Genomic DNA, 22784 nt, shown 5'->3' with positions numbered 1-22784 from the left:
CTCGGCCCGAAGAATGGTCCGGGCCGTTAAAGATCAGAGGCTGGCGACGAGCGATGGTGCCCGCCGGGTGACCAACGGACTTAGTGTGCGGCCAAGGCTTTTTTCGCCTTCGCGGCCGCTTGTTCCTGGCCGGCCTGAGCCACATCGTTGGCGGCCTTGAGCCAACGCTGCTGATCGACCTGAGCCGGGATTTGCGTCGGATTCTGAATCAGCACGGCCCAACCACCGGCGTCCTTGAACGCGGACTCGAAGGAACTGAAGCTCATCAGTTCGCGGCGATTCATCCCGGCGCGCAACAGGACCGTCTGTTTCTGGCGATTGTAGCCGGCCAGAATGGCGTAACGCGGTTCGGCCCACATCGCCGAGCCTTCAGTAAAACGCACCATTACCGGATAACCGGCGGCGACTTGCGTCAACAAGGCCGCAAGGTTGCTGTCGAGGGGATAAACGACCATCCCGTACTCGCGGGCCAGGTTCTGCATGTTCTGTTGCAACTGAGCTTCGCCCCCCGGCAGATGCAAGGGCTTGTCGAGCAAACCCGGGGTGATCACGATGCCCTGCTGGGACAGCATGCTGGCCAGTACCTGGGGCCCGCTTTGATAGGCATCGCCCCGATAGAACCGGCCGCTGAGTTCGACACGCTCCGGCAAACGCTTGATCTCGGGCGCAACGCTGCCGGCACAGCCCGCCAGGCTTGCCACGCAACCGGCGATCAGCATGGTCGACAAAATTCGAGAAAATACCCGCACCATCATCGCTCTCTTGTTCAGGTTCAGACGCCGGGCAATCCCATTCCCGGCTTGGTCGTCGATCATAGGGCGCCGCGCCGCAACGGTATAGCTTTAAACGGCAGTCGAGCGCTGTCGATAGAGCAAACTGGTTAGTGTCTGTCGACTTTCGGTCAATAGCCTGAAATACAGCAACGGCTAGACTGTTCCCTAAAGAGACGACAGCGAAGCGTGTGCCCGCAGCAGGGCAAAGAGGAGGCACAGATGAGCCTGACCATGATCATTGTGATGTTGATTGGCGGATGGCTGGCGGTAGCCGCCGCCATGCTGTGGGGCGTGCTGCGCATTACTCGTCGCCACCATCACCCTGCCCCGCCAGCCACTGCGCCAGAAGAGACGCGCAGCCCACACGCCAACGCTCACTGATCAGTTTTTTGCCTCACACAAACGAAAACGGCCGCCTGGGTTCAGGCGGCCGTTTCGTATTTATCCAGCGTCAAGCGTCAGCGTTTACCTGCTTCTGCCGGGCCCGGCGGGACATCATGTTCAACACCTCGATCGAAGCCGAGAATGCCATGGCCGCATAGACGTAGCCTTTCGGTACGTGGGCGCCGAAACCTTCGGCAATCAGCGTCATGCCGATCATGATCAGGAAGCCCAGGGCCAGCATCACCACCGTCGGGTTGTCGTTGATGAACTTGGCCAACGGATCAGCCGCCAACAACATCACCAGTACCGACACCACCACCGCAATGACCATGATCGGCAAATGCTCGGTCATGCCGACAGCGGTAATGATGCTGTCGATGGAGAACACCATGTCCAGCATCAGGATCTGACCGATCGCGGCAGCGAAGCCCAGGGTCACGGTCGAGGTCGCCGTCTTCGGATCTTCCGGTGCCGGGTCCATGCTGTGATGGATCTCGGTGGTCGCCTTCCACAACAGGAACAGGCCACCGGCGATCAGGATCATGTCTTTCCAGGAGAACGCGTGGCCGAGAATCTCGATCACCGGCGCAGTCAACTGGACGATGAACGCGATGGTGCTCAGCAAGCCCAGGCGCAGGATCAACGCCATGCCGATACCAATGCGCCGTGCCCGCTGTCGATTGTGCAAAGGCAGCTTGTTGGTCAGGATCGAGATGAAGATCAGGTTGTCGATGCCGAGCACGATTTCCATCACGATCAGGGTGGCGAGGGCGACCCAGGCGGTGGGGCTGGCGGCAAGTTGTAAAAGGTAGTCCATGGGTCAGTCCTGACTCGTTGTAATGCGGTTTAGATTTCCTGGGAAGAAGATTCGGATTTTTCCGCATCTTTATCCGATGATTCTTTTTTGCCACTGCCGGTGGCATCGCTGAGCGCCTGTTCGGCGGCCTTGTGAGTATCGTCAATCGCCTGTTTGGCGCTTTCGGCAGCCTTGCCCATCAACTGCTGCGCGCTTTTCTCGGCCTGGTCGCAACCGGCCAGTACGAGTAAAGACGTGATTAGCAGTGCCGTGGTTTTCAGCTTCATGATGCATTCCTCGATAGAACGAACGGGACCGAAACGATGGCCCGTTGATAGCGATGCATTCTAGGGAACTGAATACTTCAGGAAAATTCGTATTTTTAGCGGTTATACTTCGGTTTTTACGAACTGTAGATCGCCATGCTCAACTACCGGCAATTGCATTACTTCTGGGTGGTGGCCAAGACCGGCAGCATCGTGCGTGCCTGCGAGCAGCTCAATCTCACGCCACAAACCATCAGCGGGCAGATTTCATTACTGGAACAGACCTTTGGCATCGAATTGTTTCGGCGCGTCGGACGGCAACTCGAACTGACCGAGGCCGGACGCCAGGCCCTGCCCTACGCCGAGCAAATGTTTCAGCTGGGGGGTGAACTGGAACTGATGCTGCGGGCACAACCCAATGAGCAGCAGATTCTGTTTCGTGTCGGTGTGGCCGACGTGGTGCCCAAATCCATCGTCTATCGCCTGATCGCACCGACCATGGAGCTGAGCGAACCGCTGCGCATCACGTGCCGCGAAGACAAGCTTGAGCGTTTGTTGGCCGACCTGGCGATCCAGCGCCTGGACCTGGTGATATCCGACAGCCCGATGCCGTCGCACCTGGACATCAAGGGCTACAGCCAGAAACTCGGTGAGTGCGGGATCAGCTTCTTCGCCACCCCGGAGCTGGCGGCACGTTATGGACACGACTTCCCGCGCAATCTGCACGGTGCGCCGCTGCTGATTCCCGGCCCGGAAACCGTGGTGCGCAGTCGCTTGCAGCGCTGGTTCGCCGAGCAGCAGATCCAGCCGCAGATTGTCGGTGAGTTCGACGACAGCGCCCTGATGCAGGCCTTTGGCCAATCCGGCAGCGGGATTTTCATCGGTCCGAGCGTGATCGCCGATGAAGTGAAACGCCAATGTGGCGTAGAGGTGATTGGCCAGACCGACGCGGTGAGCGAGTCGTTCTATGCCATTTCAGTGGAGCGCAAGGTCAAGCACCCCGGCATTGTTGCCATTACCGAAGGTGCCCGACGCGAGCTGTTTACAGCGCTGTAACCTCTTCACGCGGCTTGAAGGTCATCAGCGCGATGGCCAGCAGGATCGAAGCCAGAATGAAAGCGGCCGCCGCAAAACCAAGGCCTTGCAGGCCGACGCTGTCGATCACCCGGCCACCGATCATCGCGCCCAGGCCGATACCGAGGTTGGCCCCGGCGATGTTCAGCGACGCGGCGAACGCCGGCGCCTCGGGCGCGGCTTTCATCAGGCGCACATGGCTGACCAGGAACAACGCTGCCTGGGTTACGCCCCAGATGCCCATGGCCGCCGCCAGGCCGAGCGGCGAATGAATGTTCGGCACCAGTGCCACCAGGCCGGCAATCATGAACGCGCAGAACATCATCGACGCCATCAGCGGATGACGATCCACCGCCCGGCCGCCCAGGGAGTTGCCGATCAGCCCGACCGCGCCGAAGCCCATGAGACACCAGCCGACCACCGTACCGTTGAAACCGGCCAGGCGCTCAAGAATGTCCGCCAGATAGGTGTAGGCGGTGAACATGCCGCTGAACACAATCACCGACAGCAGCACATGCCCCAGCATCAGCGGACTGCGCAGGATCTTGAACTGCGACCGGAAGCTCACCTGATGCTGATGCAGATTGGTTTTCGGCAGGTAGATAAACAGCAGCAACGCCTTGGCAAAGGCGATGACTGCCAGAATCGCGAAGGCGCTGCGCCAGCCGAACGCATCGGAAATCAGCGTGCCCACCGGAATGCCGAACACCGTGGCGCAGACAATGCCGAAGCCGATCTTGGCGATGGCGCGCCCGGCGTAATCCGGCCCGACGATGTCCACCGCCGTCTCGCTGGCCAGTGCCCAGAACACCGGCAGCCCCAGCGCCGGGATCAACCGGGCAAAGGCCATCACCCAGATGTTCGGCGCCAGTGCCGCCAGCGTGTTGGCCAGGCCAAACATGATCAGCACCGAGATGAACAGCTTGCGCCGTTCGAAGCGGGCGAAGTATGCCGTCAGGAACGGCCCGAACGCGGCCACGGTGAAAGCGAACAACGTCACCAGCAAACCGGCCTGCGGGATGCTGACGTCCAGGTCCCGGGCGATGGCCGGTAACAGGCCGACGATGATGAATTCCGTGGTCAGCACCGTGAAACCGGCGGCAGACAACAGAAGAATGGGCAACAGCATGCAGAACTCCAGAAAAAACGACGACACCAGCGATAGCCCGAAGGCCCACTGGCAGACATGAAAATGAGGATGGCGAATCTTAACAGAGTGTTTCCGCACGCGGTTGCACGAACCTGCCTATCTCGTTGAATACCATGGTGGCAGTTCGTCACAGGTCTGAAAGATCGTGCCCACGCTGGGCTGTGATAAAGTCCGCGCCCTGAAAAACGTACACCCTGTGGTTAATGCCGATCGGTTAAACCGAGACACTGAACCCGTGGCGAGGGAGCTTGCTCGCGCTGGGCAGCGAAGCGGCCCCAACAAATGGGCCTGCTGCGCAGTCCAGCGCGAGCAAGCTCCCTCGCCACAGGAATCAGCGCTGGCATTAGCCCCGTGTTTCCTTCTCGGTTTCCTGCCTGCGGCCTGCCCTGTTTGTTGCTGCGCACCTGCGAAACCCTGCACCTAAAAAATCAGAGATGCCGTTTTATGACAGCTTCATCCCCTTCTCTATTGCAACGCCTTAAACGCTTGAGCCTGGTCACGCAAATCGTGATCGGCCTGATCGCCGGTATTGCCCTGGCCCTGTTTGCCCCTGACGTGGCGAAGTCCACCGCGTTCATCGGCAAAGTGTTTGTCTCGGCGCTGAAAGCGGTCGCGCCGATTCTGGTGTTCGTGCTGGTCATGGCGTCGATTGCCAACCACAAGCACGGTCAGGAAACCCACATCCGGCCGATTCTGTTCCTGTATCTGCTGGGCACTTTCGCCGCCGCCGTGGTCGCGGTGGTTGCCAGCATGATGTTCCCGTCGAGCCTGGTGCTGTCGACCCAGGACGTCGCGGTCACGGCGCCGGGCGGAATTGGCGAAGTGTTGCAAAGCCTGTTGCTGAGCGTGGTCGATAACCCGGTCAGCGCCCTGATGAACGCCAACTTCATCGGCATTCTGGCCTGGGCCATCGGCATGGGCATCGCCATTCGCCATGCCGGCGACACGACCCGTGAAGTGCTGGGCGACCTGTCCAACGGCGTGACGGTGATCGTGCGCCTGGTGATCAGCTTCGCCCCGCTGGGCATCTTCGGCCTGGTGGCCTCGACGCTCGCCACCTCCGGCTTCGGCGCCTTGATCGGCTACGCGCACTTGCTGGCCGTGCTGCTCGGCTGCATGTTGTTTGTCGCGCTGGTGATGAACCCGCTCATCGTGTTCTGGAAACTGCGCCGCAACCCGTACCCGCTGGTGCTGACCTGCCTGCGCGAGAGCGGCATCACGGCGTTCTTCACCCGTAGCTCGGCGGCGAACATCCCGGTCAACCTGGAGTTGAGCAAGCGCCTGGGCCTGCACGAAGACACCTACTCGGTATCGATCCCGTTGGGCGCGACCATCAACATGGCCGGCGCTGCGATCACCATCACCGTGCTGTCCCTGGCGGCCGTGCACACCCTGGGCATCGCCGTGGACATTCCGACCGCGATCCTGCTCAGCGTCGTCGCAGCAATCTGCGCCTGCGGTGCTTCGGGCGTGGCGGGTGGTTCGCTGTTGCTGATTCCACTGGCGTGCAGCCTGTTCGGCATCCCGAGCGAAATCGCCATGCAGGTGGTGGCGGTCGGTTTCATCATTGGTGTGTTGCAGGATTCGGCGGAGACAGCGTTGAACTCCTCCACCGACGTGCTGTTCACCGCGGCGGCTTGCCTGGGTGAAGAGCAGAAAGCCCAGCGTCTGGCGTAACGCCGCCACCCCATGTGGGAGCGGGCTTGCTCGCGAAGGGGCCGTCAGTTTCAACATTAGCGTTGGCTGACACACCGCTTTCGCGAGCAAGCCCGCTCCCACAGGAAACCGCGTACACATGAAAAAGCCCCCGCAGCCAAAGGCTCCGGGGGCTTTTTTGTACCTGGACGGTTTAGAACGCGCCCATGTAGTCGCGCTTGCCCACTTCCACGCCGTTGTGGCGCAGCAGTGCGTAAGTGGTGGTGACGTGGAAGAAGAACTGCGGCAGGCCGTAGGTCAGCAGGTAGGACTGGCCAGTGAAGCGTTTTTCTTTAGGCGTGCCCGGGCGGGTGACGATCTCGATGCCTTCCTTGCCGTTGATCTGCTCAGGCTTGATGCTGCCGATGAAGGCCAGGGCCTTGGCGATCAATGCTTGAAGATCGGCGAAGGTGGTTTCCGTGTCGTCGTACTTCGGCAATTCGACTTCGGCCAGGCGACCGCTAACGCCCTTGCTGAAATCAACGGCGATCTGCACCTGACGCACCAGCGGGAACATGTCCGGGAACAGGCGCGCTTGCAGGAAAGCGTTAGGGTCGATGTTTTTTTCGGTGGCGTGAGCCTCGGCCTTTTTCAGCACATCGCTCAGGGCGTTGAGCATTTGCTGGAAAACAGGCACGGAAGCGTCGTACAGGGAAATGGTCATGGCAGGTCTCGTCTGGAGGGAACGTGGGTCATGTCGGTCAACGATGAATATGTGAGCGCTTTTGTAGGAGCGAGCCTGCTCGCGATGGACGTTAACGATAACGCGCCCAGTCTGAATTGACGCGTTGCATTTGAGTTCATCGCGAGCAGGCTCGCTCCTACAAAGGTCCGCATTGAGTTAACCAATCGGTATCAGGGGCCGATTATAGCCATGCACGCCCCTCCCGAGACCGGTCTTTTTCAGCTGCCGTACACTTTGGCCGCCGGAATTGCCTGAGCCACCAACTGTGCGACGGCCTCGCCCATCTCGTCGACCGCCCAGCGGCCCTGGCGATCCAGTTGCGGACCACGGCGCCAGCCATCGGCGATCGACAACTTGCCGCCCTCGACTTCGAACATCTGCCCCGTGACGTCAGCGGACGCCTCGGAGCCCAGCCACACCACCAGCGGTGCGACGTTTTCCGGAGCGAAGTAATCGAAGCCCTCTTCCGGTTTTTTCATGGTGTCGGCGAACACCTGCTCGGTCATCCCAGTGCGCGCGGCCGGTGCCAGGGCGTTGGCGGTGATGCCGTAGCGGCGCAGTTCAGCGGCCTGCACCAGCGTCAGCGAAGCAATGCCGCCCTTAGCCGCCGCGTAGTTGGACTGGCCGATGGAGCCCTGCAAACCGGCACCGGAGCTGGTGTTGATGATCCGCGCATCGACCTTGGCGCCGCCCTTGGCCTGCTCGCGCCAGTACTTCACGGCGTGGCTGGAAATGCAGAAGTGGCCCTTCAGGTGCACGGCCACCACGGCGTCCCAGTCGGACTCGCTGAGGCTGGCGAACATGCGGTCGCGGCAGATGCCGGCGTTGTTGACCACCACGTTCAGGTCGCCGAAGGTTTCGATGGCCTGGCGCACGATCAGCTCCGCCGAGTCGTAGCGGGTGATGTCGTCGCTGTTGGCCACGGCACTGCCGCCCTGGCCGAGGATTTCACCCACCACGGCGAGCGCCGCTTCGCGGTTGATGTCGTTGACCACCACCTTCGCGCCTTCAGCGGCGAAGGCCAGTGCGTAGGCACGGCCCAGGCCTGCGCCGGCACCGGTGATGATCACGACGCGGTTTTCACAGATTTTCATAGGGTTATTCCTTAAAATTCATCACAGCACAAATCGCTGTAGGAGCCGGCTTGCTGGCGATAGGGTCACTGCGGTGCGCCTGGTACACCGCGGTGATCCCATCGCCAGCAAGCCGGCTCCTACAGGATCGGTGTGCATCCTGGTTTACAAGCGTTCGATGATCGTCACGTTGGCCTGCCCACCGCCTTCGCACATGGTCTGCATGCCGAAGCGTCCGCCGCTGCGTTCCAGTTCATGCAACAAGGTGCACATCAAGCGGGTGCCGGTGGCGCCCAGCGGATGGCCGAGGGCAATCGCGCCGCCGTTGACGTTGGTCTGTTCATGGGGATAACCGGTCTCTTTCAACCAGGCCATGGCCACCGAAGCGAAGGCCTCGTTAATCTCCACCCGGTCAATGTCTTCGAGCTTCATGCCGGCGCGCTTGAGTGCGTAGGCGGTGGCCGGGATCGGCGCGGTGAGCATCCAGATCGGGTCCTCGGCGCGTACGCTCAGGTGGTGGATGCGTGCCCGTGGCGTCAGGCCGTAGCGCTTGAGCGCCGCCTCCGAGACGATCAGCATCGCGCTGGCCGCGTCGCAGGTCTGGCTCGACACCGCCGCCGTCACCCGATCGCAGCCGAACAGGAATTCCAGCTCGGCCATTTTTTCCAGGCTGGTCTGGCGCGGCGTTTCGTCATGCAGTACGCCGGCGAGCGGCACGATCTCGCGGTTGAAGCGGCCCTGTTCGATGGCCTGCAAGGCACGTCGATGGGACTCCAGGGAATAGGCTTCAAGCTGCGCCCGGGACAGGTCCCACTTTTGCGCGATCATCTGCGCCGAACGGAACTGCGTCGGTGGTTGCGCGCCATAGCGCCGCACCCAGCCTTCGGAGCCACTGAACGGATCGGTGAAGCCCAACGGCTCGGCAGCGATCATCGCCGAGGAAATCGGGATCTGCGTCATGGTCTGCACGCCACCGGCGATGACCACGTCCTGGGTGCCACTCATCACCGCCTGGGCGGCGAAGTGCACCGCTTGCTGGGACGAACCGCACTGACGGTCGATGGTGGTACCCGGCACCGATTGCGACAGACCGGCCGCCAGCCAGCTGGTGCGAGCGATATCACCGGCCAGTGGGCCGATGGTGTCGACGCAACCGAAGATCACATCGTCGTAATCCTCGTCGGGAATGTCGTTACGTTCGACCAACGCGCGCAAAACATGGGCGCCCAGGTCGGCGGCGTGGATCTGGCTCAGACCACCCTTGCGCCGCCCGGTGGGCGTGCGCAGGGCATCGACGATATAGGCTTCAGGCATGGTGTACCTCGGTGAAAAAATTAAAATCAGGCGCCGAAAACTTGTGGAATGTCGTCACCCTTACTGACTGGTTAGAACGTACTGCCCGCACCCAGTGCTGGCTTGCCGTCAAACAACGCGGTACGAACCCGCCCTTTGTGCAATCCGCGATCACCCCAGACCTTGTCCAGCGCCCAGGCGCGCTTCATGAACAGATGCAAGTCGACTTCCCAGGTGTAACCCATGGCGCCGTGGGCCTGGATGGTGTTCTTCGCCGCGAGCATCGCCGCTTCCGCCGTTGCCAGCTTGGCGTGGGACACCAGCACGTCCTGCCCCGCTTGCTGCTCGACGACGGCATAGGCGGCGCGATACAACGGCCCCTTGGCGAACTCGATCTGCACCGCGACGTTGGCCATCAAATGCTTGACGGCCTGGAACGAGCCGACCGGCTTGCCGAACTGTTTGCGCTCGAAGGTGTAGTCCACCGCCAGGTCAACCATGCGCTTGGCCAGCCCCAACAGTTGCGCGGCACTGGCGAGGGCGCCACGGTTGAAGGTGGCTGCCCACAAACGCCGTCCTTGTTCGCCGCTGGCCACGCAAGTAGCGGGTGTTGGCGTCCACTCGACCTGGAACAGTTGACGGCTCGGGTCGACCGACTCGTTGCGGGTCAGGCCCACGGCATCACGCTCCAGCGTATGCACCTCGTCGCCATGGGCCAGCAACAGCAAGTCGGCAACATGGGCATCGCTGACCAGCGGATTACCCGGTTCCGAAACGGCCAGGCGTGCACGCCCCTCGGCCACTCGCGACAGCCATTTTTGTTTGAGCGGCGCGTGTTGCTCATCAAGGGCGGCAAGCAACGGCACGCCGACCAGCATGGTGTCCACCAACGGTTCGGGCAGCCCGGCATACCCGCATTCCTGAGCGATCAGCACGAAGTCCAGTTCGTTCATGCCCATGCCGTCCTGCGCCTCGGGCACGGTCAGCGCGGTCAGGCCCAGTTCCACCAGCTGCGCCCAGAGTCGCTCACTGCGCCCGCTGTCGCTCTGCCACAGTTCGCGAATGCGTTCCGGGGTGACTTCGTTGATCAGGAAGCTGCGGACGTTGTCCTGAAACAGCAGTTGGTCGCGGCTGAAACTAAAGTCCATGGTCTATTCCTCAGGCTCGCGGCATGCCGAGCATGCGTTCGGCAATGATGTTGCGCTGGATCTCGTTGGTGCCGGCGTAGATCGGCCCGGCCTGGGCAAACAGGAAACCTTCCAGCCAATGACCGACGTCACCGGCAGCCGGAGCTTCAGGCAATAGTTCGCCGCGCAGGCCGAGAATGCTCATGGCGGTGTCGTGCATGCGCTGGTCGAGTTCGGACCAGAAGATCTTGTTGGTCGACGATTCCGGCCCGATCTTGCCGCCCTGCACCAGTTGCGAGGCGGTCATGTAGGTGCTCAGGGTGTAGGCCTCGGCATCGAGCCAGGCGCGCATCACCGCTTCGCCAATGGCCGGGTCGCGGTCGGCCTGTTCACGGTTGGCCAGGTACAACTGCACCAGGCGCTTGGCGGTTTCCTGGAAGCGCGCAGGTGAACGCAGCAACAAACCACGCTCGAAACCGGCGGTGGACATCGCCACGTGCCAGCCCATGCCTTCGCCACCGAGGGCGTTTTCCACCGGCACCTTGACGTCGTCGAAGAAGATCTCGGCAAAGCCCGGCAAGCCATTGAGCTGCGGGATCGGCCGCACGGTGATGCCCGGCGTGTCCAGCGGCAGCAGGATGAAGGTCAGGCCGTGATGACGCTGGGACTGCGCGTCGGTACGGAAAATACCAAACGCCCAATCGGCCCACACCGCGCGGGTCGACCAGGTCTTCTGGCCATTGATCACGTAGTGGTCGCCCACCCGTTCAGCCTTGGAGCGGATCGCCGCCATGTCGGAACCGGCACCCGGCTCGGACCAGGCCTGGGCCCAGATGTCTTCGCCGGTGGCCATGCGCGGCAGGAAACGCGCTTTCTGTTCTTCGCTGCCGTATTCCATCAGGGTCGGGCCGAGCAGGAAAATGCCGTTCTGGTTGACCCGTGCCGGCGCCCCGGAACGGTAGTATTCCTCTTCGAAAATCAGCCATTCGATCAGGTCGCAGCCGCGCCCGCCGAGTTCGGTCGGCCAAGTGACCATGCCCCAACGGCCTTCATTGAGCCTGGCTTCCCAGGCGCGGTGCTCGGCAAAGCCCTGTTCGGTGTCGAACGATTGCAGCGGTTCACTCGGTACATTGGCCGCCAGCCAGGTCCGTGCCTCGGCACGAAAGGCCTGCTGGGCCGGGGTATAGGTCAGGTCCATGGATATGCCTTCAGCCGTTGAATCGGGCATCGCGTTTCTCGACGAACGAGTCGCGTGCTTCCTGAGAGTCCAGTGAGCGGTAGGCTTCGAGGGTGAAGCCTTGTTCCCAGCGGTATTTGTCTTCGAGATTGCCGTCTTCGATGCCGGTCAGCGCTTCCTTGGCCAGGCTGATCATGCCCGGGCTCTTGGCGGCGATGGTGCGGGCGGTCTGCAACGCGGCTTCGCGCAAGTCTTCGCGCTTGACCACCCGTTCCACCGCGCCCAGGCGATAAGCCTCGGCGGCGTCGATGGCCTCGCCGGTGAAGTACATGTGGCGGACTTTCTGCACCGGGAACAGGCGCTGCAAATGCGCGCCGCCACCCATGGCCCCGCGATCCACTTCCGGCACGCCGAAGGTGGCGCATTCGGAAGCGACGATGATGTCGGCGGCGCCACAGATGCCGATGCCGCCGCCCAGTACGAAGCCGTGCACGGCGACGATCACCGGTTTCGGGTTGCGGTGGATGGCCTTGAAGCTGTCGTAGTTACCCTTGTTCACGGCGACGATCAGGCTGCCGTCGGCGGCCAGTTCCTTGATATCGACCCCGGCGCAGAAGCCGCGGCCTTCTGCACGAATCACGATCACCCGCACGTCGCTGTCGCGGCCCAGGCTTTCGATCTCGCTGGCGATATCGGCCCAGCCCTGGTTGTTGAAGGCGTTGACCGGTGGCCGGTCGAACACCAGTTCGGCGATGCCGTTATCGATACTCACGCTAAATGGTTTCATGTCTTTCCCCTTACGACACACGGCGACACAGCTCGCCCAGGCGCGCTTCGGCGTCGCGGACGATCTGTTCAATCAATTGGGCGCAGCTGGGCAAGCTGTCGATGGATGCAGCGATCTGCCCGGCGGGCAACACGCCCGCGGCCGGTTGCCCGTCGACCATGGCTTTCTGGATCACCATCGGCGCGTTGGCGGCCATGATGCTTTGCGCGGCGGTCAGCTCACCGCTACCGCGCATCTTCAGCGCGCTGCTCAGCAGTTGCGTCAGGCTCATGCCGGTGTGGCGGCGGTAAGCCAGGCCACTCTGCAACGCCAGCAACAGGCGCTTGAGGCCGCCGCTGTTTTCCAGCTGGTTGAGCAATTCGTTGCGGATCATCCGTTGCGGCATGCCGTCGATGGCGCGGCTGATGATGATCGCTGCCGGGTCCTTGACCGCCAGGTAGCGGGCCAGGGTCGCCTGGGGCACCGGGCTGTCGGCGCACATCAGGAAACGCGTGCCCATGGCGATGCCTTCGGCGCCGTAGGCCAGGGCCGAGACCAAGCCCTTGCCATCCTTGAAACCGCCGGCCGCCACCACGGGCACCGACACGGCATTGACCACCTGATCCAGCAGCATCGACGTCGGCACGGAACCGGTATGCCCACCGCCCTCGCCACCCTGTACGGTCACCGCATCGGCGCCCATTTCCACGGCTTTCTGCGCATGCTTGAGCGCGCCGACCGTGGGAATGCACACCACGCCGGCATCCTTCAGGCGGCTGATCATTTGCTTGCCCGGCGAACGGCTGTAGCTGACCGCGCGGACTTTATGACGCAACACCAACTCGACGATCTCGCCGGCATTGGCCTGGTACATATGGAAATTCACCCCGAACGGCTGATCGGTCAGGCGCCGGGTTTCGATGATCGCCGCTTCCATCTGTTGCGGCTCGATGGTCGCCCCGGCGAGAAAACCGAAACCGCCAGCATTGCCCGTGGCCGCCACCAGTTTCGGGTCGGCGACCCAGCCCATGGCGGTCTGGATGATCGGATAGCGGCAACCGAGCAGTTCAGTCAAACGGGTATTCAACGAGATCGCCATGTTCACGCCTCGCCCGTTTTGCGCTGGGAACTGGCCATGGCCTTGGCGTCGTAGCCGCCGAGGCGGTCGCCGGACACCAGTTCGTTGTGGGCATGGGCGAAGTGATGCAGGCCGAACACCATGTCCATGGTCGCGCGCTTGCCCATCAGGTCCTCGGCGTTGTTCACCGCTTGCTTGCTCAGTTGCAGGCCCAGGCGCGGCATTTGTGCGATGCGCCCGGCGATGTCGAGGGTCTGTTGTTCCAGCTCGTCGCGAGCCACCACCCGATTGAGCATGCCCATCTGATAGGCACGGGGTGCCGGCATGCGTTCGCCGAGGAAGAGGAACTCCTTGGCGATGCGCGGATTGAGCTCATGCACGTGCGCAAAGTACTCAACCCCGGGAATGCCCATGCGCACCACCGGATCGGCGAAGTAGGCATCCTCGCTGGCGACGATCAGGTCGCAGACCCAGGCCAGCATCAAGCCACCGGCAATGCACGCACCCTGGACCATGGCGATGGTCGGCTTGGGCATCTCGCGCCAGCGGCGGCACATGCCCAGATAGACTTCCTGCTCGCGGGCATAGAGAAACTCGCCGCCCGGTTTGTTCACATGGTCGTACCACAGGCTGGCGCGGTCGAAGGTCTTGTCGACGTCGCGGCCCGGGGTGCCGATGTCGTGCCCGGCGGAGAAGTGCTTGCCGGCGCCACGCAACACAATGACCTTCACTTCATCGTCATCGCAGGCCCGGCGAAACGCCGCGTCCAGCGCATAGGTCATCTGCGAGTTCTGCGCGTTGTGGAACTCGGGGCGGTTCATGGTGACCAGGGCCACCGCGCCACGCACCTCGTACAGCACCACCTCGGCCTGATTGTTATCGTTATGTTCAGCCATCACTTTTCTCCGCAACGCGTTGCTCAGCGTTGGCCTGGCGGGTTGTCTTTGAGTTGCAGGGCGCGCAGGTTGTGCGGGTCCAGACGCTGGATCAGTTGCAATTGCTCGACAGTCGGGGCCGCCGTGGTCGGGCAGTCGTCCGGCACGTGCAATTCGAAACCGGTGTTGTCCTGGACTTGCGCTGCCGTCACGCCGGAGTGCAGCGAACGGATGCGCATCTGCCGCTGCGGACCCTGGAAATCCAGGACGCAGAGGTCGGTGATGATCAGGCGGATGTCGATGTCGTCCAGCGACCAGCCCCGCGCCAGACGCGCCGGGTTGTAGCCGACCGAGGCGACCATATCGACCTCGCCTTCGACGAACACCCGACGGTTATGGCTCGGCACGCAAAACGAGTTGGCGTGGCTGATCGAGTTGCCGGGGAAACCGCGCACACCGAGCATCTGTGCCTTGGGTTTGGCGTAGTCGCCGATGCAGGAAATGTTCGCCTGACCGTAACGGTCGATCTGGGTCGGGCCGACCAGTGCATGGCGCTTGCCGCCCCAGACGTTGTCGAAAATCCGCGAGAAACCCATCCAGCTGTCGCGCTTGGGTTCATAGCCTTTTCGCGCGCCCAACGGCACCGGTTCGGCAACCATGTAGGCTTCGGAGTCGGTCATCAGCAGCTGCGGGTTGCTGGTCAGCATGGCCAGCGAAGCGGCCAGGCGCGGGATCACGCCGATGCCGCTGGCCAGAACCTCGCCGTCTTCACACCAGGCTTCGGCGGCCGCGCAGATCATCAGTTCGGCGAGGCTGTAAGTAGTAGTGCTCATCGGAAGGTTCCTTAGAAAATCGGCAACGGCAGTTCACGGATCGCAGCCAGGCCGCCGACCTTTTCCAGATATTGTTCGTGGGTGCAGTCGACGTAGTCGCGCACGTAGCCTTCCCAGCCATCGGCCGCCTGCACCGTGGCGTTGTAGGCCTTGAAGTGAGCGACGTCGAAACCGTACAGCGGCGTACAGGAAGACGGATGCGCCCCGCCCGGCACGTGGGCCACGGCGGTGGTCAGGTTGCGTTCCCAGAACACCTGATGCGCATGGGCGGCGTCCCGATGGAAATACTCGCTGTCGACCAGCTCATCGCAGGTCACGTAGCTGTGGGTCGCGGCCCGCACGAACAGGTCGTCCATGTAGTGATCCGGACCGCTGATCTGGCACACGCCACGTTTATCGGCACGGTCAACGTGGACCAGCGCCGCGTCGAGCTTGAGCGCCGGCATGGCAACCCAGTCCTTGCCATCGGCATAGGGCGAGGCGATCAACTTGATCTGGCGGTTGTGGCGCAGCACATCGGTGCCCAGGCCCACGGCCGTCGGAATGAACGGTACATTCATCGCCGCAGCGCGCAGGCCGAGCAGCAGCATCCCTTCATCGATTTCCATCACTTCCAGTGCCGCTTCCTGGCGTGCCTTGCGGAAGTACGGCTCCAGTGGAATGAAGTCCAGGGATACGAAGGCGAACACCAGCTTCTTGATCTTCCCGGCTGCGCAAAGCATGCCGACGTCCGCCCCCCCGTATGCAACAACAGTCAGCTCCTTGAGGTCCGAGCGCAGGATCTCGCGTACCAGCGCCATCGGCTTGCGGCGCGGGCCCCAGCCACCGATACCGATGGTCATGCCGTCACGCAGTTGGCCGACAATCTCGGCGGTGGTCATTTGCTTGTCCATCGTCTTGTTCCTCATTGGCGACCGACACTGAAGTCGTGGCCCCAGTGGCTGACCACGGTGCTTTCGAACGGCGTGTGGCGGTCCCAGTCGACCACCAGGCCATCGCAGCCGTACTCCAGGTCAAACCCGGACGGGGTCTTGATATAGAAAGAAATCATCTGGTCATTGGTGTGCTGGCCGAGGGTGGCCGACATCTTCACGCCGTTGGCGTGGACGCGATCCAGCGCACGACCGACTTCGTCCAGCGCGTTGACCTCGACCATCATGTGCACGCAACCGTGGGGCATCGGGCACTCGAAAATCGCCAGCGAGTGGTGGCGGCCGTTGTTGCAGTGCAGGAAGTGAATGCGCTTTTGCGGTTCGGCCGGGTCCGGGGTGAAGCGGACTTTCATCAGGTCCGACAGGCCGAAGCCCATCACTTGCTCGTAGAAGTCGCGGCAGCGCTCGAAGGCCGGGGCTGGCAGTACGACGTGGCCCATGCCGAGGTCGTTGGTGACGAAACCTTTGACCCCTACCGGCGAAACGAAACGGGCGAAGTCCTGCAGCGGGCCCCAGAAGATTTCGTGACGATTGCCGTCCGGGTCGCTGAAATGCACCAGTTCCTGGACCTTGCGCAGCTCGGTTTCGGCGGCTGTACCGCGAGTGACTTGCACGTCGGCCTGTTGCAGTTCGCTGACTGCCTGTTCCAGGGCTGCTTTGCCGGCGACTTCCCAGCCGCAAGCACCGAAGCTGTTCTCGGCATTCTTCTGCACGAGGATGCGGTAATGACGCTCGTCCATTTTCAGGTACAGCTGCTCATCGTCGCCGCTGACCATCATGCCCAACACCTGGCTTGCGTAGTGGCGCCATTGCGCCAGGTCGCTGGATAACAGGGTGACGTAACCCAGACCGCGGATATCCATGGATGCACTCCTCGTTTTTCTCAGGCCATGCCGCCCTTCGGCTGGTGCCGGGGGAGACTTTATGTAGGGGCCATATGTAGGAGCTATTCAAACGGGTTCGGGGAGGGGCAACATCGTCCAATGGGACTAGCGGATTTGATGGGGTACGCGCATAAAAAACTGTGGGAGCGGGCTTGCTCGCGAAGGCGGCGTGTCAGGCGCCATTGATGTTGAATGTGCCGGCCTCTTCGCGAGCAAGCCCGCTCCCACAGGGGTCAGTGGTGTTGCGGGTTTATGCAGGTGGTTCGATTTGATCGAGCACGCGGTTAGCGGTGATTTCGGCAAGCATGACGCTGTTGGAAATGCCCAGCAGGGCATTGCGATCACCGGTTAGTAGACCGGGGAATCCAAGAAGCCGGCGCGCCCAAGGGCGCCCTGCGTACAGCTACCATCAAAATGCAGGCACAATCGGTGGCGCGAGCTTGCGCAACAACCTGTAGGAGCGAGCCTGCTCGCGATGGTCGTCAACGATAACGCTGAAAGCCTGACACCCCGCGGCGTAGTCCGGTTTATCGCAAGCAAGCTCGCTCCCACAAGGGGTATGCAGTGGCCAATACCCTATCCGGCAGGCATATAAAACGGGCCTGGGAGACCCGTTATGGCGTTGCACGCCTGCTCTGTAGTTATTGGTTGGATTTGGCTTCTCGCACTTTCTTCTGCTCTGCCAGTGCTATTTCCTTGTAATCATAGGTAGGAAAGAATTCTGTCCGGTAACTTCCCCATGCGGTGTTTTCGAGTGCGAGATTTACCGCTGCGAGACGCGAGGCAGGCAAGCGCAGAACGATGACATGTCCAATACCCATGGTTATATTCCAGCTGACAACCTCCACCCCGGCAGGAGGGAACACCTTGTAAAACCCCAGCTTGGTGAATTGCTCTCTCAACTCCCCCAATGGCCGTGACTGATCGTGTTTCAGGAAAACAGTCAGCATGATTGCATTATCTGGCGTGGCGACAGCCTCTTTTGAGACCGCAGGCGTTGTCGGCTGTGCATTGGCGCCAGCCGAGTACATTCCAGCCAGCAGTAACATAGACATTAATAGCGGTCTGAATTCAATATTCATGTTGTGCCTTTTTTATTTTCTACGGATGTTATTTCAGGACAGCATCAATAAAATCGACGCCTTGGTATATCGAAACAATGAACTGATAAAATACTGCAGGAAGTTTTTAGTGCGACATCGAGGTCTTCAGAGGGCCTTTGTAGGGCGCATGGACCACATAAATCCGGACAGGCGCATTGGCATCGACCATGTCGCGAGGCACCTCTCGTGAATAGGTGAACTCTTCGTTATCCAGTTTTTCCAGTCTTCTGACCACAGTCCTGACCGCTCCTTGATCAGGCACCAGGATATGTGTTGTTTTGTCACCGGTGACAAGGAAGTAACCGCCACCACCATTGTCATACTTTGATAACCCGGTATCGGTATAGAAAAACTCATAACGATTGCGACCGGGATCCCACATTGAAATCCCGACAACACCTGGATACTTTTCCTTCACATCTACTTCAGGGGCTCCCTCTATATAAACCTTGGTTGTCAGCCATTGAGGAGATGAGGCCAATGCTTGAATATCAGACTTAGCCTCCATCTGCTTTCCATGACTGGCAAGTGGACTGAGTAATCCGGCGAAGAGTAAACCTATAAACATTGAGTTGTATTTTCGCATGGAATAATTCCTCGATGAGTTTAGAGGTGACGCTTGTTTTTTTGTTGTCGTGGAAATTGATCACTGCGATCAGCGGATGGAATATAGGACCGATATCAGCCACTAACAATACCTGGCATATATTTGCAACAATTGCCGCAGACGTGTTCAAGAAGGCTCGGAATCCCCCGTAGGAATTATCGCTGACCGCGATGTTCTCGGAGTTAAACAAGGGGTGACAACTATGCACAGGTCAATCGACCGGGGAGAAATCGGCAGGCATAAAAAAACGGGCCTTGGGGACCCGTTGGAAAGTTGGCCTGACGTCCGTGCCTGGCCTGAAAAACGCCTTGCTTGTCCCACTGGCAGCCCTGTAGGAACTGGCTTGCCAGCGATGGCGGCACGTCAGGCACACCGAGTCGCAGCTTTCGCCAGCAAGCCGGCTCCTACAGGGGCGTACCAATCACTTGGATTTGCGGAAGTGCGGAATCACTTTCTCGCCAATGTTCTTCAGGGTCTCCAGCTGTGCCCACTGCGGCACGGTGCCCATCTGGCAGATGAACAGGATTTCGTCGGCGCCGGCATCGATCAGGCGCTGCACGTAGCCGATGCAATCCTCGACGGTGCCGTAGGCGTGGTTCGGGTTCATCATCGCCATGGTCGGGTCGGAGAAGTCGACACTGACTTCTTCGGAAGCGAAGCGCGACTTGATCACGCTCTGGCCATTGCCATCGACGAAGGTGTCGTCCTTCCACTTCTCCGGGTCCGGACGCTCGCCACCGCCGTACCAGTAGCCCAGGGATTCCATGAAATAACGCTGACCACGGATACCGATGCGGCGCGCCTCTTCGTTGTCGTCAAGCACGATGGCCGGGCACAGCGCGGCGATGTGACGGTTAGGACGGAAGCCCACTTGCTTCTTCTCATCGCGATTGTCGTAGGCGGTGTGATACACCTCGACCTTCTTGGCGATTTCTTCCGGGCCACCGAAGCCCAGTACCAGGGCGCCCATGCCACGACCGCCGGCATTTTTCAGCGACTCGGTGTTGGTGCATGCCAGGTACATCGGCGGGTGCGGATCCTGGTAAGGCTTCGGATGGATCGGACGCTTGGGGATCTGCACGAAGTCGCCGTTGTGCTCGATCTCGTCCTGCACGAACATTTTCGGGATCAGGTACATCATCTCGTCGATTTGCGGCTGCAAGGTCGCCAGGTCGTAGCCGAAAGTGCCGGCTTCCTGCTGGGTGCCGCCCTTGCCCACACCAAAGTGCACACGGCCCTTGGACAGCAGGTCGAGGGTAGCGATGCGCTCGGCGACTTTCACCGGGTGGTTCATCGCCGGTGGCAGGCAGACCACGCCGTGGCCGATGCCGATGCGTTCGGTTTTACCGGCAACGAAAGCCAGCATGGTTTCCGGTGCGGACATGTGCGAATAGTTGCTCAGCGCCGTGTGCTCAACACACCAGAAGGTGTCGAAGCCAAGCTTGTCGGCGAGTACAGCCTGCTCGACGGTGTCTTCAAAAATCTTGCGGTCGCCTTCGCGACTGGAGTCCACCGTCTGGGCTTCGTAAATCAGGGAAAATTTCATGGTTGATCCTTGTGCTTATTTGGATGCGCAGTCGGCGCCGTAGACCTTCGCCTTACCGCCAATGCTCGTGCATCGGCGGGGCGCTCGAATCACGCAAACGGACTAGCCGATTTGTACTGAAGGGTCAGAGGAAAAAGTCGCTGCTGTCCTGGCCCATGCTCACCCCGCCGAGGTTCCAGGCGTACTTGGCCGGACTGTTGGCGACGTGGGCGCGACCGGTGTGAATGTCGCGGAACGCACGGTTGATCGGATGGCTGCGGAAGATCGTCGAGGCGCCGCTGTTGAACATCAGATCGCCAGCGGCCTTGGCGCACTTGTCAGCCACCAGAGCCGAGTCGTAACGCATCTTCACTCGCTCGGGCATGCTCAACGGCTCGCCCTTCTGCGCACGCTCCAGCATCAGGGCGAAGTTGCGATGCAGCACGGTCTTGCACTCGTCGACGCAAACCATGGCGTTGGCCAGTGACGTTTGCGCAGCCGGGTCCTGGACCATCTTGCGACCGTCATTGACCCCGACCCGGGCGCGGTTGTGCTCGACAAACTGATCCACCGCGCCTTGCAGGGCACCGATGGCGGACGACGACACCGCACGCACGAAAATCTGCCCGAACGGCAGGCGGAACAACGGTGCTGTGTTCACCGCATTGCCCGGACTGTTCTGCATGAAACCGTCGAACGCGCGATGGGTGCGGTACTCGGGAACGAAGGCGTTTTCCACCAGAATGTCGTGGGAGCCAGTGGCTTCCAGGCCCATGACGTTCCAGTTGTCGAGAATCTGATAGTCACTGCGCGGCACCAGGAACGTCCGGTAATCCGGCGCCCCGCCCGCCTCTGCCGGCGGTACCAACGCACCGAGGAACGCCCAGTCGCAATGCTTGCTGCCGGAAGAAAAACCCCAGCGTCCACTCAATTTGAAGCCACCGTCGACCCGCTCGACCTTACCCACTGGCATATAGGAAGAGGAAATCAGCACACTGGAATCACTACCCCAGACATCCTGGGCCGCGCGATCGTCGAACAGCGCCAACTGCCAGTTGTGGATCGCCACCACTCCCAGCACCCAGGCCGAGGACATGCAGCCCTCGGCGAGGGTCATCTGTACGTCGAAAAAATCCTTGGGCTCGAGCTCATAGCCTTCCCAACGGGACGGTTGCAGGATGCGAAAGAACCCGGCGTCCTGGAAATCCTTCAGGGTTTCTTCAGGCAACTGGCCGGCTTGCGCGGCGTTCAGGGCGCGTTCACGCAGGATCGGCACCAGCTCGCGGGCACGTTGGCTCAGACGCTGGCGAATCAGGTCTTGGTTGAGCATTTTTATTGTTCTCCTTTGTTCACCCCATCCGCCGGGGCGCGCGTGCAGCGGGGCGGGTGTAGCGCCCCTACACTGGCATTCAAACAATGCGCAACGCAGGGGACATCCCTCAAACGGACCATGTGGTTTTGGGGAACAGGTATCAGGGGGGCATCTGAGAGGGATGTGTTGGGTGACAGGCTGTCTTCGCTCGCGCATTGGGCCCTGGGTTTTACTCGGGACTTGTGGCAACTGAAGATCCCTGTGTGAGCGGGCTTGCTCGCGAAGGCTTTGCATCAGGTGATGATTATTTTGTAGGTGTACATATCCGTTGCTGCGGTAACGGCCAAATAAGGCTCCGCCCTTACGGCGGGTCACTTTCGAAGAGCGCGAAAGTAACCAAAGCGCTTTGCCCCTTTCGTTCGGTGCCTCGCTGTGGCTCGGCATACCCTCGCTCCGGTCCTGCTCCGTGGGCCCGCCGCCATCGGCCATCCATGGCCGGGGGGTGGCTAACCCGGCATCCATGCCGGGTTGCCCACTGCGCAGAACCTGCACTCGGCCTCTCGAGGGGGCGCGCACCGCAAAAGCCAAACCGAGGCGGCCTACCGGCCGGCCTGATCGTGAGGTTGTACACGGCTCCCTGTAGGAGCCTGGCTTGCCGGCGATGACGCCACACCAGCCAACCCTGCTGCACCTGAAACACCGCCATCGCTGGCAAGCCAGCTCCTACAAGGATTGAGTGCGTCTGAAAGAGATTGGGCGGCTGGTAGGCCGCCATCGCTGGCAAGCCAGCTCCTACAAGGATTGAGTGCGTCTGAAGGAGATTGGGCGGCTGGTAGGCCGCCATCGCTGGCAAGCCAGCTCCTACAAGGATTGAGTGCGTCTGAAGGAGATTGGGCGGCTGGTGGGCCGCCATCGCTGGCAAGCCAGCTCCTACAAGGATTGAGTGCGTCTGAAAGAGATTGGGCGGCTGGTGGGCCGCCATCGCTGGCAAGCCAGCTCCTACAAGGATTGAGTGCGTCTGAAAGAGATTGGGCGGCTGGTGGGCCGCCATCGCTGGCAAGCCAGCTCCTACAAGGATTGAGTGCGTCTGAAAGAGATTGGGCGGCTGGTGGGCCGCCATCGCTGGCAAGCCAGCTCCTACAAGGATTGAGTGCGTCTGAAAGAGATTGGGCGGCTGGTGGGCCGCCATCGCTGGCAAGCCAGCTCCTACAAGGATTGAGTGCGTCTGAAAGAGATTGGGCGGCTGGTAGGCCGCCATCGCTGGCAAGCCAGCTCCTACAAGGATTGAGTGCGTCTGAAAGAGATTGGGCGGCTGGTAGGCCGCCATCGCTGGCAAGCCAGCTCCTACAAGGATTGAGTGCGTCTGAAAGAGATTG

22 protein-coding genes are annotated in these 22784 nt (G+C 61.1%); 3 read left to right on the top strand and 19 right to left on the bottom strand.

Features of this window, described 5'->3' with window-relative positions:
• Positions 1 to 80: 80 nt before the first annotated feature.
• Positions 81 to 815, bottom strand: a complete 735-nt coding sequence (locus KGA88_RS03680) for a peptidase C39 family protein (RefSeq protein ID WP_110659931.1) — start codon at positions 813 to 815, stop codon at positions 81 to 83.
• Positions 816 to 992: 177 nt separating this feature from the next.
• On the opposite strand from KGA88_RS03680, the gene KGA88_RS03675 reads away from it, so the two are divergent.
• A complete protein-coding gene (locus KGA88_RS03675) occupies positions 993 to 1154 on the top strand; it encodes a hypothetical protein (protein ID WP_181432046.1) in 162 nt (53 codons plus the stop codon).
• A gap of 70 nt (positions 1155 to 1224) precedes the next feature.
• Here the strand turns inward: KGA88_RS03675 and KGA88_RS03670 are convergent, their stop codons facing one another.
• The gene (locus KGA88_RS03670; protein ID WP_110659932.1) at positions 1225 to 1974 is read right to left on the bottom strand and encodes a TerC family protein; all 750 of its coding nucleotides are present in this window, start codon (positions 1972 to 1974) and stop codon (positions 1225 to 1227) included.
• Positions 1975 to 2003: 29 nt separating this feature from the next.
• Positions 2004 to 2240: a hypothetical protein gene (locus tag KGA88_RS03665; RefSeq protein WP_223589045.1), complete on the bottom strand. Its 237-nt coding sequence runs from the start codon at positions 2238 to 2240 to the stop codon at positions 2004 to 2006.
• 135 nt (positions 2241 to 2375) lie between these two features.
• On the opposite strand from KGA88_RS03665, the gene nhaR reads away from it, so the two are divergent.
• Positions 2376 to 3275, top strand: coding sequence for a transcriptional activator NhaR (gene nhaR, locus KGA88_RS03660; protein WP_223589042.1), 900 nt, complete (start codon positions 2376 to 2378; stop codon positions 3273 to 3275).
• Here the strand turns inward: nhaR and KGA88_RS03655 are convergent.
• Positions 3262 to 4422 carry an MFS transporter gene (locus tag KGA88_RS03655; protein WP_223589040.1) on the bottom strand — a complete coding sequence of 387 codons (1161 nt, stop codon included), beginning with the start codon at positions 4420 to 4422 and terminating at the stop codon, positions 3262 to 3264. The two genes, nhaR and KGA88_RS03655, sit on opposite strands and share 14 nt — an antisense overlap.
• Positions 4423 to 4887: 465 nt before the next feature.
• On the opposite strand from KGA88_RS03655, the gene sstT reads away from it, so the two are divergent.
• The gene (sstT, locus tag KGA88_RS03650) at positions 4888 to 6120 is read left to right on the top strand and encodes a serine/threonine transporter SstT (protein ID WP_223589038.1); all 1233 of its coding nucleotides are present in this window, start codon (positions 4888 to 4890) and stop codon (positions 6118 to 6120) included.
• Between the two features lie 172 nt (positions 6121 to 6292).
• Here sstT and KGA88_RS03645 read toward each other — a convergent pair whose 3' ends face one another.
• The 15 genes from KGA88_RS03645 to KGA88_RS03570 form a co-directional block, all read right to left on the bottom strand.
• Entirely contained in the window at positions 6293 to 6802 is a 510-nt protein-coding gene (locus KGA88_RS03645) for a DUF1993 family protein (protein WP_110659938.1), read from the bottom strand.
• Between the two features lie 239 nt (positions 6803 to 7041).
• Positions 7042 to 7917, bottom strand: a complete 876-nt coding sequence (locus KGA88_RS03640; protein WP_223589035.1) for an SDR family oxidoreductase — start codon at positions 7915 to 7917, stop codon at positions 7042 to 7044.
• Positions 7918 to 8061: 144 nt separating this feature from the next.
• Positions 8062 to 9210: an acetyl-CoA C-acetyltransferase gene (locus KGA88_RS03635; RefSeq protein ID WP_223589033.1), complete on the bottom strand. Its 1149-nt coding sequence runs from the start codon at positions 9208 to 9210 to the stop codon at positions 8062 to 8064.
• 71 nt (positions 9211 to 9281) lie between these two features.
• A complete protein-coding gene (locus KGA88_RS03630) occupies positions 9282 to 10337 on the bottom strand; it encodes an acyl-CoA dehydrogenase family protein (RefSeq protein WP_223589031.1) in 1056 nt (351 codons plus the stop codon).
• A gap of 10 nt (positions 10338 to 10347) precedes the next feature.
• A complete protein-coding gene (locus tag KGA88_RS03625; RefSeq protein WP_223589132.1) occupies positions 10348 to 11514 on the bottom strand; it encodes an acyl-CoA dehydrogenase family protein in 1167 nt (388 codons plus the stop codon).
• Positions 11515 to 11524: 10 nt separating this feature from the next.
• Complete coding sequence (locus tag KGA88_RS03620; RefSeq protein ID WP_223589029.1) at positions 11525 to 12280, bottom strand: enoyl-CoA hydratase family protein; 756 nt, start codon at positions 12278 to 12280, stop codon at positions 11525 to 11527.
• A gap of 10 nt (positions 12281 to 12290) precedes the next feature.
• Positions 12291 to 13358 carry an NAD(P)H-dependent flavin oxidoreductase gene (locus KGA88_RS03615; protein WP_223589027.1) on the bottom strand — a complete coding sequence of 356 codons (1068 nt, stop codon included), beginning with the start codon at positions 13356 to 13358 and terminating at the stop codon, positions 12291 to 12293.
• 2 nt (positions 13359 to 13360) lie between these two features.
• Positions 13361 to 14233, bottom strand: coding sequence for an enoyl-CoA hydratase (locus KGA88_RS03610; protein WP_046043072.1), 873 nt, complete (start codon positions 14231 to 14233; stop codon positions 13361 to 13363).
• A gap of 23 nt (positions 14234 to 14256) precedes the next feature.
• Positions 14257 to 15045 (bottom strand): CoA-transferase subunit beta, encoded by a 789-nt coding sequence (locus tag KGA88_RS03605; RefSeq protein WP_223589025.1) that lies wholly within the window; start codon positions 15043 to 15045, stop codon positions 14257 to 14259.
• 11 nt (positions 15046 to 15056) lie between these two features.
• Entirely contained in the window at positions 15057 to 15938 is an 882-nt protein-coding gene (locus KGA88_RS03600; protein ID WP_223589023.1) for a CoA transferase subunit A, read from the bottom strand.
• Positions 15939 to 15949: 11 nt separating this feature from the next.
• A complete protein-coding gene (locus KGA88_RS03595; protein WP_223589020.1) occupies positions 15950 to 16840 on the bottom strand; it encodes a VOC family protein in 891 nt (296 codons plus the stop codon).
• 662 nt (positions 16841 to 17502) lie between these two features.
• Complete coding sequence (locus KGA88_RS03585) at positions 17503 to 17943, bottom strand: hypothetical protein (protein WP_110661853.1); 441 nt, start codon at positions 17941 to 17943, stop codon at positions 17503 to 17505.
• Between the two features lie 106 nt (positions 17944 to 18049).
• Positions 18050 to 18550: a DUF4822 domain-containing protein gene (locus tag KGA88_RS03580; RefSeq protein ID WP_110661852.1), complete on the bottom strand. Its 501-nt coding sequence runs from the start codon at positions 18548 to 18550 to the stop codon at positions 18050 to 18052.
• 442 nt (positions 18551 to 18992) lie between these two features.
• Positions 18993 to 20117 carry an LLM class flavin-dependent oxidoreductase gene (locus KGA88_RS03575; RefSeq protein WP_110661851.1) on the bottom strand — a complete coding sequence of 375 codons (1125 nt, stop codon included), beginning with the start codon at positions 20115 to 20117 and terminating at the stop codon, positions 18993 to 18995.
• A 124-nt stretch (positions 20118 to 20241) separates the two neighbouring features.
• Complete coding sequence (locus tag KGA88_RS03570; protein ID WP_110661850.1) at positions 20242 to 21426, bottom strand: flavin-dependent monooxygenase; 1185 nt, start codon at positions 21424 to 21426, stop codon at positions 20242 to 20244.
• Positions 21427 to 22784: the final 1358 nt, after the last annotated feature.

It is taken from the genome of Pseudomonas sp. A-R-19, from assembly GCF_019956575.1.
In the GTDB taxonomy this organism is placed as follows: domain Bacteria; phylum Pseudomonadota; class Gammaproteobacteria; order Pseudomonadales; family Pseudomonadaceae; genus Aquipseudomonas.
The sequence above is the reverse complement of the archived record's forward strand: the minus strand, read 5'-3'. Positions and strand labels throughout refer to the sequence as shown.

What these genes read in the sequence shown, in the direction of transcription:
- KGA88_RS03595 (WP_223589020.1), bottom strand. Translation starts at nt 16,840, where the DNA reads ATGGATATCCGCGGTCTGGGTTACGTCACCCTGTTATCCAGCGACCTG.
- KGA88_RS03635 (WP_223589033.1), bottom strand. Translation starts at nt 9,210, where the DNA reads ATGCCTGAAGCCTATATCGTCGATGCCCTGCGCACGCCCACCGGGCGG.
- KGA88_RS03610 (WP_046043072.1), bottom strand. Translation starts at nt 14,233, where the DNA reads ATGGCTGAACATAACGATAACAATCAGGCCGAGGTGGTGCTGTACGAG.
- KGA88_RS03580 (WP_110661852.1), bottom strand. Translation starts at nt 18,550, where the DNA reads ATGCGAAAATACAACTCAATGTTTATAGGTTTACTCTTCGCCGGATTA.
- KGA88_RS03655 (WP_223589040.1), bottom strand. Translation starts at nt 4,422, where the DNA reads ATGCTGTTGCCCATTCTTCTGTTGTCTGCCGCCGGTTTCACGGTGCTG.
- KGA88_RS03630 (WP_223589031.1), bottom strand. Translation starts at nt 10,337, where the DNA reads ATGGACTTTAGTTTCAGCCGCGACCAACTGCTGTTTCAGGACAACGTC.
- KGA88_RS03665 (WP_223589045.1), bottom strand. Translation starts at nt 2,240, where the DNA reads ATGAAGCTGAAAACCACGGCACTGCTAATCACGTCTTTACTCGTACTG.
- nhaR (WP_223589042.1), top strand. Translation starts at nt 2,376, where the DNA reads ATGCTCAACTACCGGCAATTGCATTACTTCTGGGTGGTGGCCAAGACC.
- KGA88_RS03615 (WP_223589027.1), bottom strand. Translation starts at nt 13,358, where the DNA reads ATGGCGATCTCGTTGAATACCCGTTTGACTGAACTGCTCGGTTGCCGC.
- sstT (WP_223589038.1), top strand. Translation starts at nt 4,888, where the DNA reads ATGACAGCTTCATCCCCTTCTCTATTGCAACGCCTTAAACGCTTGAGC.
- KGA88_RS03670 (WP_110659932.1), bottom strand. Translation starts at nt 1,974, where the DNA reads ATGGACTACCTTTTACAACTTGCCGCCAGCCCCACCGCCTGGGTCGCC.
- KGA88_RS03645 (WP_110659938.1), bottom strand. Translation starts at nt 6,802, where the DNA reads ATGACCATTTCCCTGTACGACGCTTCCGTGCCTGTTTTCCAGCAAATG.
- KGA88_RS03675 (WP_181432046.1), top strand. Translation starts at nt 993, where the DNA reads ATGAGCCTGACCATGATCATTGTGATGTTGATTGGCGGATGGCTGGCG.
- KGA88_RS03620 (WP_223589029.1), bottom strand. Translation starts at nt 12,280, where the DNA reads ATGAAACCATTTAGCGTGAGTATCGATAACGGCATCGCCGAACTGGTG.
- KGA88_RS03640 (WP_223589035.1), bottom strand. Translation starts at nt 7,917, where the DNA reads ATGAAAATCTGTGAAAACCGCGTCGTGATCATCACCGGTGCCGGCGCA.
- KGA88_RS03575 (WP_110661851.1), bottom strand. Translation starts at nt 20,117, where the DNA reads ATGAAATTTTCCCTGATTTACGAAGCCCAGACGGTGGACTCCAGTCGC.
- KGA88_RS03605 (WP_223589025.1), bottom strand. Translation starts at nt 15,045, where the DNA reads ATGAGCACTACTACTTACAGCCTCGCCGAACTGATGATCTGCGCGGCC.
- KGA88_RS03625 (WP_223589132.1), bottom strand. Translation starts at nt 11,514, where the DNA reads ATGGACCTGACCTATACCCCGGCCCAGCAGGCCTTTCGTGCCGAGGCA.
- KGA88_RS03600 (WP_223589023.1), bottom strand. Translation starts at nt 15,938, where the DNA reads ATGGACAAGCAAATGACCACCGCCGAGATTGTCGGCCAACTGCGTGAC.
- KGA88_RS03570 (WP_110661850.1), bottom strand. Translation starts at nt 21,426, where the DNA reads ATGCTCAACCAAGACCTGATTCGCCAGCGTCTGAGCCAACGTGCCCGC.
- KGA88_RS03585 (WP_110661853.1), bottom strand. Translation starts at nt 17,943, where the DNA reads ATGAATATTGAATTCAGACCGCTATTAATGTCTATGTTACTGCTGGCT.
- KGA88_RS03680 (WP_110659931.1), bottom strand. Translation starts at nt 815, where the DNA reads ATGATCGACGACCAAGCCGGGAATGGGATTGCCCGGCGTCTGAACCTG.